Source organism: Leclercia sp. GLN_9, from assembly GCF_043105735.1.
Lineage (GTDB): Bacteria > Pseudomonadota > Gammaproteobacteria > Enterobacterales > Enterobacteriaceae > Enterobacter > Enterobacter adecarboxylatus.
Genome location: NZ_JBICLV010000026.1, coordinates 367306 through 379729 on the forward strand (window position 1 = coordinate 367306; position 12424 = coordinate 379729).

At 51.9% G+C, this 12424-nt stretch carries 12 protein-coding genes; all 12 read left to right on the forward strand.

The annotated features are described in order from the left end of the window. Nucleotides 1-5: 5 nt before the first annotated feature. Entirely contained in the window at nt 6-731 is a 726-nt protein-coding gene (gene rpsB, locus ACF8PE_RS18460; RefSeq protein WP_032616611.1) for a 30S ribosomal protein S2, read from the forward strand. Between the two features lie 117 nt (nt 732-848). After that, entirely contained in the window at nt 849-1700 is an 852-nt protein-coding gene (tsf, locus tag ACF8PE_RS18465; protein ID WP_032616612.1) for a translation elongation factor Ts, read from the forward strand. A 152-nt stretch (nt 1701-1852) separates the two neighbouring features. Continuing rightward, on the forward strand, nt 1853-2578 hold the full coding sequence (gene pyrH / locus ACF8PE_RS18470) for a UMP kinase (RefSeq protein WP_032616613.1): 726 nt from the start codon (nt 1853-1855) through the stop codon (nt 2576-2578). A gap of 167 nt (nt 2579-2745) precedes the next feature. Then, nucleotides 2746-3303 carry a ribosome recycling factor gene (frr, locus tag ACF8PE_RS18475; protein WP_032616614.1) on the forward strand — a complete coding sequence of 186 codons (558 nt, stop codon included), beginning with the start codon at nt 2746-2748 and terminating at the stop codon, nt 3301-3303. 95 nt (nt 3304-3398) lie between these two features. Then, nucleotides 3399-4598 carry a 1-deoxy-D-xylulose-5-phosphate reductoisomerase gene (gene ispC, locus ACF8PE_RS18480; RefSeq protein ID WP_151583618.1) on the forward strand — a complete coding sequence of 400 codons (1200 nt, stop codon included), beginning with the start codon at nt 3399-3401 and terminating at the stop codon, nt 4596-4598. A 185-nt stretch (nt 4599-4783) separates the two neighbouring features. Then, complete coding sequence (gene ispU / locus ACF8PE_RS18485) at nt 4784-5542, forward strand: (2E,6E)-farnesyl-diphosphate-specific ditrans,polycis-undecaprenyl-diphosphate synthase (RefSeq protein WP_032616616.1); 759 nt, start codon at nt 4784-4786, stop codon at nt 5540-5542. A 12-nt stretch (nt 5543-5554) separates the two neighbouring features. Further along, nucleotides 5555-6412 carry a phosphatidate cytidylyltransferase gene (gene cdsA / locus ACF8PE_RS18490; RefSeq protein WP_032616617.1) on the forward strand — a complete coding sequence of 286 codons (858 nt, stop codon included), beginning with the start codon at nt 5555-5557 and terminating at the stop codon, nt 6410-6412. Between the two features lie 11 nt (nt 6413-6423). Beyond that, nucleotides 6424-7776: a sigma E protease regulator RseP gene (gene rseP, locus ACF8PE_RS18495; RefSeq protein ID WP_032616618.1), complete on the forward strand. Its 1353-nt coding sequence runs from the start codon at nt 6424-6426 to the stop codon at nt 7774-7776. A gap of 29 nt (nt 7777-7805) precedes the next feature. Further along, complete coding sequence (bamA, locus tag ACF8PE_RS18500; RefSeq protein WP_032616619.1) at nt 7806-10223, forward strand: outer membrane protein assembly factor BamA; 2418 nt, start codon at nt 7806-7808, stop codon at nt 10221-10223. Nucleotides 10224-10341: 118 nt separating this feature from the next. Continuing rightward, nucleotides 10342-10836: a molecular chaperone Skp gene (gene skp, locus ACF8PE_RS18505; protein WP_032616621.1), complete on the forward strand. Its 495-nt coding sequence runs from the start codon at nt 10342-10344 to the stop codon at nt 10834-10836. A gap of 3 nt (nt 10837-10839) precedes the next feature. Continuing rightward, nucleotides 10840-11865, forward strand: coding sequence for a UDP-3-O-(3-hydroxymyristoyl)glucosamine N-acyltransferase (gene lpxD, locus ACF8PE_RS18510; protein ID WP_059308698.1), 1026 nt, complete (start codon nt 10840-10842; stop codon nt 11863-11865). 102 nt (nt 11866-11967) lie between these two features. Next, nucleotides 11968-12423, forward strand: a complete 456-nt coding sequence (fabZ, locus tag ACF8PE_RS18515; RefSeq protein ID WP_007373234.1) for a 3-hydroxyacyl-ACP dehydratase FabZ — start codon at nt 11968-11970, stop codon at nt 12421-12423. The last annotated feature ends 1 nt before the right edge of the window (nt 12424 follow it).

The window sequence follows — 12424 nt, forward strand, 5'->3', positions numbered from 1 at the left end:
AAAACATGGCAACTGTTTCCATGCGCGACATGCTCAAGGCTGGTGTTCACTTCGGTCACCAGACCCGTTACTGGAACCCGAAAATGAAGCCTTTCATCTTCGGCGCACGTAACAAAGTTCACATCATCAACCTTGAGAAAACTGTACCAATGTTCAACGAAGCCCTGGCTGAGCTGAACAAGATCTCTTCCCGTAAAGGTAAGATTCTGTTCGTTGGTACTAAGCGCGCTGCAAGCGAAGCTGTGAAAGAAGCTGCTAACAGCTGCGACCAGTTCTTCGTGAACCATCGCTGGCTGGGCGGTATGCTGACCAACTGGAAAACCGTTCGTCAGTCTATCAAGCGCCTGAAAGATCTGGAAACCCAGTCTCAGGACGGTACTTTCGAAAAGCTGACCAAAAAAGAAGCGCTGATGCGCACTCGTGAGCTGGACAAGCTGGAAAACAGCCTGGGCGGTATCAAAGATATGGGCGGCCTGCCAGACGCGCTGTTCGTTATCGATGCTGACCACGAGCACATCGCAATCAAAGAAGCTAACAACCTGGGTATCCCAGTATTCGCAATCGTTGATACCAACTCCGATCCGGACGGTGTTGACTTCGTTATCCCGGGTAACGACGATGCAATCCGTGCTGTTAGCCTGTACCTGAGCGCTGTAGCTGCTACCGTTCGTGAAGGCCGTTCCCAGGATCTGGCTTCTCAGGCGGAAGAAAGCTTCGTAGAAGCTGAATAATAAGGTTCTACCCCTTATTAGTACCGTGTATGAATAGGGGCCAATTATCGGCCCCTTTTTTCAATTTATACTGTTTGGCTTCTGGCCGGGCAGTTCACATCTCCCGAGGATTTAAGAATGGCTGAAATTACCGCATCCCTGGTAAAAGAGCTGCGTGAGCGTACTGGCGCAGGCATGATGGATTGCAAAAAAGCGCTGACTGAAGCGAACGGCGACATCGAGCTGGCAATCGAAAACATGCGTAAATCTGGTGCGATCAAAGCAGCTAAGAAAGCAGGCAACGTTGCTGCTGACGGCGTGATCATCACTAAGATCGACGGCACCTACGGCATCATTCTGGAAGTTAACTGCCAGACTGACTTCGTAGCTAAAGATGGCGGTTTCCAGGCATTTGCTAACAAAGTTCTGGACGCAGCTATTGCTGGCAAAATCACTGACGTTGAAGTTCTGAAAGCACAGTTCGAAGAAGAGCGTGTTGCGCTGGTTGCTAAAATCGGTGAGAACATCAACATCCGTCGCGTGTCTTCCCTGGAAGGCGACGTTCTGGGTTCATACCAGCACGGTGCGCGTATCGGTGTTCTGGTGGCGGCTAAAGGCGCTGACGAAGAGCTGGTTAAGCAGCTGGCAATGCACATCGCTGCAAGCAAGCCAGAATTCGTTAAGCCAGAAGACGTGTCTGCTGAAGTTGTAGAAAAAGAGTACCAGGTTCAGCTGGACATCGCCATGCAGTCTGGCAAGCCAAAAGAAATCGCAGAGAAAATGGTTGAAGGCCGCATGAAGAAATTCACCGGCGAAGTTTCTCTGACTGGCCAGCCTTTCGTAATGGATCCAAGCAAGTCTGTTGCTCAGCTGCTGAAAGAGCACAACGCTGACGTAACTGGCTTCATCCGCTTCGAAGTGGGCGAAGGCATCGAGAAAGTTGAGACTGACTTCGCAGCAGAAGTTGCTGCAATGTCTAAACAGTCTTAATCAGCGAAAAGAAGCCGCCTGAGGGCGGCTTCTTTTTGTGTACGTTACGTGTAAATCAGCCAAGTGCCTATAGTCTCTGTGCTGAGATGCGATATATCATGTCGCCAGAATTAACCCCCCATCTTAATCGTTGACAGTCCCAGGAAAGAAATATGGCTACCAATGCAAAACCCGTTTACAAACGCATTCTGCTTAAGCTGAGCGGCGAAGCGCTGCAAGGGTCGGAAGGCTTCGGTATTGACGCAAGCATCCTTGACCGCATGGCGCAGGAAATCAAAGAACTGGTTGAACTGGGCATCCAGGTTGGCGTAGTCATTGGCGGTGGTAACCTTTTCCGTGGCGCGGGTCTGGCAAAAGCAGGCATGAATCGCGTGGTGGGCGACCACATGGGTATGCTGGCAACGGTCATGAATGGCCTGGCTATGCGTGATGCACTGCATCGTGCCTATGTGAATGCGCGCCTGATGTCCGCTATTCCACTGAATGGCGTCTGTGATAACTACAGCTGGGCCGAAGCTATCAGCCTGCTGCGCAACAACCGTGTGGTGATCCTCTCTGCCGGTACGGGTAACCCATTCTTTACTACCGATTCCGCGGCCTGCCTGCGCGGTATCGAGATCGAAGCCGACGTGGTACTGAAAGCGACCAAAGTGGACGGCGTGTTTACTGCCGATCCGGCAAAAGATCCTGCTGCCACCATGTACGATCAGCTGACCTACAGCGAAGTACTGGATAAAGAGCTGAAAGTGATGGATCTTGCCGCCTTTACGCTTGCTCGCGACCACAAACTGCCGATTCGTGTCTTCAACATGAATAAGCCTGGTGCGCTGCGTCGCGTGGTGATGGGCGAAAAAGAAGGCACTTTAATCACGGAATAATTTCCGTCGACGATAAATACAGGTAAGATTCCGCTTTATTTTGTAGTGATATCTTACCTGGACGCGCCTTTGGCGTTGTCATGAATTAAACGCGACTATACTTAGCACACCTGTAGCGTAGTGCTGGTGGATAGTCTGCCTGAGACAAGTTTCCAAGGATTCGTAACGTGATTAACGACATCAGAAAAGATGCTGAAGTACGCATGGACAAATGCGTTGAAGCGTTCAAAACCCAAATCAGCAAAATTCGTACTGGCCGTGCTTCTCCAAGCCTGCTGGATGGTATCGTCGTGGAATACTACGGTACGCCAACGCCGCTGCGTCAGCTGGCGCAGGTTACGGTAGAAGATACCCGTACGCTGAAAATTAACGTCTTTGATCGTTCAATGGGCCCGGCTGTTGAGAAAGCCATCATGGCATCCGATCTGGGTCTGAACCCAAGCTCTGCAGGCACGGATATCCGTGTTCCACTGCCAGCGCTGACCGAAGAGCGTCGTAAAGATCTGATCAAAGTGGTACGTGGTGAAGCAGAGCAGGGCCGTGTTGCCGTGCGTAACGTACGCCGTGACGCGAACGACAAAGTGAAAGCACTGCTGAAAGACAAAGAGATCAGCGAAGATGACGATCGCCGCTCTCAGGACGACGTACAGAAACTGACCGATGCAGCCATCAAGAAGCTTGATGCGGCGCTGGCAGAAAAAGAAGCGGAACTGATGCAGTTCTGATTTCTGACGTAATCTGATAAAACGCCGTACAGAAGGCCCGATGGGCTTTGCTGGCGGCGTTTTGCTTTGCTGGTTTCACTACTTCTGGACAATTCATGAAGCAATTAACACTCCTCGGCTCAACCGGTTCGATTGGTTGCAGCACGCTCGACGTCGTTCGCCACAACCCTGAACACTACACCGTGACCGCGCTTGTCGCCGGAAAAAACGTTCAGCGGATGGTCGAGCAGTGTCTTGAGTTTTCGCCACGCTATGCGGTTATGGACGACGAGGAGAGTGCTCGCCAGGTAAAAGCGCTGCTGGCCGAAAATGGCAGTCGGACCGAAGTATTAAGCGGTCAACAGGCTGCCTGCGACATGGCGGCCCTGGATGAAGTAGACCAGGTGATGGCAGCGATTGTGGGAGCTGCGGGCCTGCTGCCGACGCTGGCGGCGATCGATGCCGGGAAAACGGTGTTGCTGGCCAATAAAGAGTCGCTGGTGACCTGCGGACGCCTGTTTATGGAGGCGGTAAAGCAACGCGGTGCGCGTCTTTTGCCGGTAGATAGCGAACATAACGCTATTTTTCAGAGTTTACCGCAACCGTTTCAGCAAAACCTGGGGTACGCTGATCTCGAGCAGAATGGCGTCTCTTCTATCCTGCTTACCGGGTCTGGTGGCCCGTTCCGTGATACGCCGTTGTCTGACCTGGTCTCAATGACCCCGGATCAGGCCTGCCGTCATCCGAACTGGTCGATGGGGCGTAAAATCTCGGTCGACTCTGCCACCATGATGAATAAAGGTCTGGAATACATTGAAGCCCGCTGGTTGTTTAACGCCTCGGCAGCGCAGATGGAAGTGTTGATTCACCCGCAGTCCGTGATCCACTCCATGGTCCGTTATCGGGATGGCAGCGTGGTGGCGCAGTTAGGCGAGCCAGATATGCGTACGCCTATCGCCCATACGATGGCGTGGCCAAACCGCGTCGTCTCCGGCGTGAAGCCGCTCGACTTTTGCAAATTAAGTGCGCTGACGTTCAGCGCGCCGGATTATCAGCGCTATCCATGCCTGAAACTGGCAATGGAAGCCTTCGAGCAGGGGCAAGCAGCGACAACTGCCCTTAATGCGGCGAATGAAATTGCTGTCGCCGCCTTCCTCGAACAACGGATCCGCTTTACGGATATCGCTGCGCTGAACCTGTCTGTTCTTGAGGCAATGGATTTACGCGAGCCGCAAAGTGTGGATGATGTGCTGACCGTCGATGCGAAAGCCAGGCTCGCGGCGCAAAAAGCGGTGACGCACCTCGCAAGCTGGTGATAATCCAGCCTCGGGTGGTCATGCTATTTGTTAGCGTTGTGCTTCAGTGATATAGTCTGCGCCACCTGATTGCGGGTAGTTGACGTTACGTGGTCAGGTAAGCCGTGGTATGACACGGCTTTTTTACGTAAAGGCTTCAGTATTCCTGAGTACCGTTAAATCCTTTCAGGGACCAAAAACGCGTTATGTTGTCTGCGAATCAACCAATAAGCGAGAACTTGCCAGCACATGGCTGTCGTCATGTTGCGATCATCATGGATGGCAATGGCCGCTGGGCGAAAAGACAAGGGAAGATCCGAGCCTTTGGGCATAAAGCTGGGGCGAAATCTGTGCGCCGCGCCGTTTCTTTTGCCGCTAATAACGGCATTGATGCGTTAACGCTCTATGCTTTCAGCAGTGAAAACTGGAATCGACCTGCGCAGGAAGTTAGTGCGTTGATGGAATTGTTTGTGTGGGCGCTCGACAGCGAAGTAAAAAGCCTGCACCGCCACAACGTTCGTCTGCGTATTATCGGGGATACCAGTCGTTTTAACTCACGTCTACAGGAACGTATTCGTAAAGCGGAAGCGTTGACCGGGAAAAACACCGGCTTAACGCTCAATATCGCGGCGAATTATGGCGGACGTTGGGATATTGTCCAGGGTGTACGGCATTTGGCTGAACAGGTTCAGGAAGGGCTATTACAGCCGGACCAGATTGATGAAGAGGCGCTGAGTCAGCAAATCTGCATGAGTGAACTGACACCCGTGGATTTAGTAATTAGGACAGGGGGAGAACATCGCATCAGTAACTTTTTGCTGTGGCAGATTGCTTACGCCGAACTTTACTTTACAGATGTTCTTTGGCCCGATTTTGATGAACAAGACTTTGAAGGTGCGCTGCATGCCTTTGCCAATCGAGAGCGTCGCTTTGGTGGTACCGAGCCTGGTGGCGACAACGCCTGATGGGGGTAGCTTTTGCTGAAGTATCGCCTGATTTCTGCGTTTGTTTTAATACCTGTTGTCATCGCGGCGCTGTTTTTACTGCCACCGGTGGGCTTCGCTATTGTCACTCTGGTCGTTTGCATGCTGGCGGCGTGGGAATGGGGTCAGCTTAGCGGCTTTACTTCGCGTTCCCAGCGGGTATGGCTGGCGGTGCTGTGCGGCCTGATGCTGGCGCTGATGCTCTTTATGCTGCCAGAGTACCATCACAATATTCATCAGCCGATCATAGCAGGTTCGCTCTGGCTTTCGCTGGGATGGTGGCTTGCAGCCCTGCTGCTGGTACTCTTTTATCCCGGCTCTGCTTCGCTATGGCGCAATTCTAAACTACTGCGTCTCTGCTTTGGGCTGTTCACCATCGTTCCTTTCTTCTGGGGAATGCTTGCCCTCCGTACCTGGCACTACGACGACAATCCTTACAGCGGCGCCTTATGGCTGCTTTATGTCATGATTCTCGTCTGGGGGGCTGACTCTGGCGCCTATATGTTTGGTAAACTGTTTGGCAAACATAAACTGGCGCCAAAGGTCTCTCCGGGTAAAACCTGGCAAGGCTTTATCGGCGGGTTATTTACGGCGGCGATTATCTCATGGGGTTATGGCGTGTGGGCCAACCTTGAGGTGGCACCGGCAACCCTACTGGTCTGTTCTATCGTCGCAGCGCTGGCTTCCGTGCTGGGTGATTTGACCGAAAGTATGTTTAAGCGTGAAGCAGGGATCAAAGACAGTGGCAATCTTATTCCAGGGCACGGTGGTATCCTGGATCGTATAGACAGCCTGACGGCGGCGGTTCCCGTGTTTGCCTGCCTGTTTTTGCTGGTATTTGGGACGATTTAACGGAAGGTTTTATGCTTAGCATTCTCTGGAATCTGGCGGCGTTCATTGTTGCACTGGGTGTGCTTATCACGGTGCATGAATTTGGCCATTTCTGGGTTGCTCGGCGCTGTGGCGTGCGTGTAGAGCGCTTTTCTATTGGTTTTGGGAAAGCGCTCTGGCGTCGTAACGACCGCCACGGCACAGAATTTGTTATTGCCCTTATCCCGCTCGGCGGCTACGTCAAAATGTTGGATGAGCGCGTAGAGCCAGTGGCGCCTGAAGTGCGCCACTACGCGTTCAACAACAAAACCGTCGGCCAGCGCGCCGCCATCATTGCTGCTGGTCCGGTGGCAAACTTCATCTTCGCTATCTTTGCTTACTGGCTGGTGTTTATCATCGGTGTCCCTGGCGTTCGTCCGGTTGTTGGTGAAATAACACCCAACTCCATCGCGGCAAGCGCGCAAATTAACCCAGGGATGGAACTTAAAGCGATTGATGGTATCGAAACCCCTGATTGGGATTCCGTGCGGTTACAACTGGTTGCCAAAATTGGCGATGAGCAGACCACCGTCAGCGTGTCACCTTTCGGTTCCAGTACGCGTCAGGATAAAATCCTGAATTTACGCAACTGGACCTTTGAGCCAGATAAAGAAGATCCTGTAGCGGCTTTAGGCATTCGCCCACGCAGCGCACAGATTGAACCGGTGCTGGCAGAAGTGCAGTCTGACTCCGCAGCGCGTAAAGCAGGTTTGCAAGCGGGCGACAGGATCGTTAAAGTCGATGGTCAACCTTTAACGCAGTGGATGACCTTTGTTACTCTGGTGCGTGATAATCCAGGTACGCCGCTGGCTCTGGAGATAGAAAGGCAGGGCAGCCCGCTCTCCTTAACGCTTATCCCGGATACGAAACCGGGTGGCGGAAAGGCTGAAGGTTTTGCAGGCGTGGTGCCAAAAGTCATCCCGCTGCCTGATGAGTACAAGACAATACGCCAGTATGGGCCGTTCAGCGCCATTCTTGAAGCCACGGATAAAACATGGCAACTGATGAAGCTGACCGTGCAGATGCTGGGGAAATTGATTACCGGTGACGTAAAACTGAACAACCTCAGTGGGCCGATTTCGATCGCTCAGGGGGCTGGGATGTCAGCAGAGTTCGGGGTGATTTACTATCTCATGTTCCTTGCGCTCATTAGCGTGAACCTCGGGATAATAAATCTGTTCCCACTGCCTGTTTTAGACGGGGGTCATCTGCTGTTTTTAGCGATCGAGAAGCTAAAAGGCGGGCCGGTATCCGAGCGAGTTCAAGACTTTAGTTATCGCATTGGTTCGATATTACTGGTGCTGTTAATGGGGCTTGCACTTTTCAATGATTTCTCTCGGTTGTAAGAGAGTGTTAGGAAGAACGCATAATAACGATGGCGATGAAAAAGTTGCTCATAGCGTCGCTGCTGTTTAGCAGCGCGACCGTATACGGTGCTGACGGGTTCGTAGTGAAAGATATTCATTTCGAAGGCCTTCAGCGTGTCGCCGTTGGTGCGGCCCTCCTCAGTATGCCAGTGCGCCCAGGCGACACGGTTAATGATGAAGACATTAGTAATACCATTCGCGCCCTGTTTGCCACTGGCAACTTCGAGGACGTTCGCGTTCTGCGCGATGGTGATACGCTGCTGGTGCAGGTAAAAGAGCGTCCAACTATTGCCAGCATCACCTTCTCCGGCAACAAGTCGGTGAAAGACGACATGCTCAAGCAAAACCTTGAGGCCTCTGGCGTCCGTGTCGGCGAATCTCTGGATCGTACTACCCTGTCTGACATCGAGAAAGGGCTGGAAGATTTCTACTACAGCGTCGGTAAATACAGCGCGAGCGTAAAAGCCGTTGTCACCCCGCTGCCGCGTAACCGTGTTGACCTGAAACTGGTGTTCCAGGAAGGCGTCTCCGCGAAGATCCAGCAGATTAACATCGTCGGTAACCATGCTTTCACCACCGATGAGCTGATCTCAACCTTCCAGCTGCGTGACGAAGTGCCGTGGTGGAACGTAGTGGGCGACCGTAAATACCAGAAACAGAAACTGGCGGGCGATCTCGAGACCCTGCGCAGCTACTATCTGGATCGCGGCTATGCGCGCTTCAACATCGATTCGACTCAGGTCAGTCTGACTCCTGACAAGAAAGGTATCTACATCACGGTTAACATTACCGAAGGCGATCAGTACAAGCTTTCTGGTGTTGAAGTGAGTGGCAACCTGGCAGGGCACTCTGCTGAAATCGAGAGTCTGACCAAGCTTCAGCCGGGCGAGCTGTATAGCGGTGCGAAAGTGACCAAAATGGAAGACGGCATTAAAAAGCTGCTCGGCCGTTATGGTTATGCTTATCCACGTGTACAAACTCAGCCTGAAATCAACGATACGGATAAAACCGTTAAGCTCCACGTTAACGTCGATGCGGGTAATCGTTTCTACGTACGTAAGATCCGTTTTGAAGGCAACGACACCTCTAAAGACTCCGTACTGCGCCGCGAAATGCGCCAGATGGAAGGGGCGTGGTTGGGCAGCGATCTGGTTGACCAGGGTAAAGAGCGTCTGAACCGTCTGGGCTATTTCGAAACGGTTGATACAGACACCCAGCGTGTACCAGGCAGACCGGATCAGGTTGACGTGGTCTATAAGGTCAAAGAGCGTAACACCGGTAGCTTTAACTTTGGTGTCGGTTACGGTACTGAAAGTGGCGTCAGCTTCCAGGTGGGCGTGCAGCAGGATAACTGGTTAGGTACTGGCTATTCCGTAGGTATCAACGGTACCAAAAACGACTACCAGACTTACTCTGAGCTCTCTGTTACTAACCCTTACTTCACCGTTGATGGTGTGAGTCTGGGCGGTCGTATTTTCTATAACGACTTTAAAGCGGATGATGCAGACCTGTCCTCGTATACCAACAAGAGCTACGGCGTTGATGGTACGCTCGGTTTCCCAATTAACGAATACAACACCCTGCGTGCTGGCTTAGGTTACGTGCATAACGACCTGTCCAACATGCAACCGCAGGTGGCCATGTGGCGTTATCTGGACTCTATCGGACAGTCTGCAAGCACCTCCAATGATGATAACGGCTTTGCCGCAGATGACTTCACCTTCAACTATGGCTGGACGTATAACCGCCTCGACCGTGGTTTCTTCCCGACCGAAGGCTCACGCGTCAACCTGAACGGTAAAGTTACGGTCCCGGGCTCTGACAATGAGTTTTATAAAGTTACTCTCGATACCGCGTCATACTTCCCGATCGACGAAGATCACAAATGGGTGGTTCTGGGTCGTACGCGCTGGGGTTACGGCGACGGCTTAGGTGGCAAAGAACTGCCATTCTACGAGAACTTCTATGCAGGTGGTTCAAGCACCGTACGTGGCTTCCAGTCCAATAACATTGGTCCGAAAGCAGCCTATTACGGCGGTAATGACGAAGATAACTGCAATAAGTCTTCATCAAGCGAAGTATGTAGCTCTGATGACGCAGTAGGCGGTAACGCAATGGGTGTTGCAAGCCTGGAGTTTATTACCCCTACGCCGTTTATCAGCGATAAGTATGCCAATTCCGTACGTACGTCCTTCTTCCTGGACGCGGGTACCGTATGGGATACTAACTGGGAAAATACCAGTGCGACCCGGGCTGCCGGTATTCCAGACTACAGCGATCCGAGCAATATTCGTATGTCTGCGGGTCTCGCACTACAATGGATGTCACCGCTGGGGCCGTTGGTCTTCTCTTACGCCCAGCCGTTTAAGAAATACGAAGGAGACAAAGCGGAACAGTTCCAGTTTAACATTGGTAAAACCTGGTAATTGTCCGTTGCAAAGGAATGCGTTGGCAGTGTAGCGCTGACAACTGGCGATCGCAGGATCGCCTTGCCACGCAAAGAACGGTACCTTCGGGTACCAATGGGATGGTAAGGAGTTAATTGTGAAAAAGTGGTTATTAGCTGCAGGTCTCGGTTTAGCGATGGCAACTTCTGCTCAGGCTGCAGACAAAATTGCAATCGTCAATATGGGTAACTTGTTCCAGCAGGTTGCGCAGAAAACGGGTGTTTCTGCCACGCTGGAGAACGAGTTCAAAGGCCGTGCAAGCGAACTGCAAGGTATGGAAAAAGATCTGCAATCCAAAATGCAGCGTCTGCAGCGCGATGGTTCTACCATGAAAGCGAGCGAGCGCAGCAAACTGGAAAAAGACGTAATGGCTCAGCGTCAGACTTTCTCTCAGAAAGCGCAAGCTTTTGAGCAGGATCGTCAACGTCGTTCTAACGAAGAACGTGGCAAGCTGGTTACCCGTATCCAGTCCGCTGTGAAAGCTGTTGCCGCCGATCAGAACATCGATCTGGTTGTTGATGGCAACGCTGTTGCATTCAACAGCAGCGATGTTAAAGACATCACCGCTGATGTCCTGAAACAGGTTAAATAAGTAATGCCTTCAATTCGACTCGCTGATTTAGCTCAGCAGTTGGATGCAGAATTACACGGTGATGGCGATATCGTCATCACCGCTGTTGCGTCCATGCAGTCTGCTAAAGCAGGCACTATCACCTTCATGGTAAGCCCGAAGTACCGTGAACATCTGGCTCTTTGCCAGGCGTCTGCTGTCGTACTGACGCAGGACGATTTGCCGTTTGCCAAAGGTGCAGCGCTGGTAGTGAAGAATCCCTACCTGACATACGCCCGTATGGCACAAATTCTGGATACCACGCCGCAGCCGGCACAAAACATCGCACCCAGTGCGGTGATTGATTCGACGGCGCAGCTGGGTAATAACGTATCAATTGGTGCAAATGCGGTTATCGAATCAGACGTCGTGCTGGGCGATAACGTTGTCATTGGTGCCGGTTGCTTCGTAGGTAAAAAAACAAAAATTGGTGCAGGCTCTCGCCTGTGGGCCAATGTCTCCGTTTATCATGAGATCGAAATTGGTGAACAATGCCTGATCCATTCCAGCACCGTTATTGGCGCAGATGGTTTCGGTTATGCCAACGATCGTGGTAATTGGGTCAAGATCCCGCAGCTGGGACGGGTGATCATCGGCGATCGTGTCGAAATCGGCGCATGCACCACTATTGACCGTGGCGCGCTTGATGACACGATTATCGGTAATGGTGTTATCATCGATAACCAGTGCCAGATTGCACATAACGTTGTGATTGGCGACAATACGGCGGTTGCCGGTGGCGTTATTATGGCGGGCAGCCTGAAGATCGGCCGTTACTGTATGATTGGCGGTGCCAGCGTCATTAACGGGCATATGGAAATATGCGATAAAGTCACGGTTACAGGGATGGGCATGGTTATGCGTCCTATCACTGAACCGGGCGTTTACTCCTCAGGTATTCCGTTGCAGCCTAACAAGGTGTGGCGTAAAACTGCTGCCCTGGTGATGAATATTGATGATATGAGTAAGCGCCTCAAGGCCATTGAGCGCAAAATCGATCAACAAGACTAAGCGTTCACCCGTTAAACGCATACTTCCCGGCCTGTCGGCTTTCTTATAAACCGGCAGGCCGTGTTATTATTGCCATTCAGATATTTTGACAGGAAGAGTATTTTGACTACTGACACTCATACTCTGCATATTGAAGAGATTTTAGAACTTCTGCCTCACCGCTACCCGTTTTTGCTGGTAGACCGTGTGCTGGATTTTGAAGAAGGTCGTTTTCTGCGCGCAGTGAAAAATGTTTCTGTAAACGAGCCATTCTTCCAGGGGCATTTCCCTGGGAAGCCTATCTTCCCGGGCGTATTGATCCTGGAAGCGATGGCTCAGGCTACCGGTATTCTGGCGTTTAAAAGCGTTGGTAAACTGGAGCCGGGTGAGCTGTATTACTTCGCAGGTATCGACGAAGCGCGCTTTAAGCGCCCGGTTGTACCTGGTGATCAGATGATCATGGAAGTGACTTTTGAAAAAACGCGTCGCGGCCTGACTCGCTTCAAAGGCGTAGCTCTGGTTGACGGCAAAGTTGTTTGCGAAGCTACCATGATGTGTGCGCGTAGCCGGGAGGCCTGAT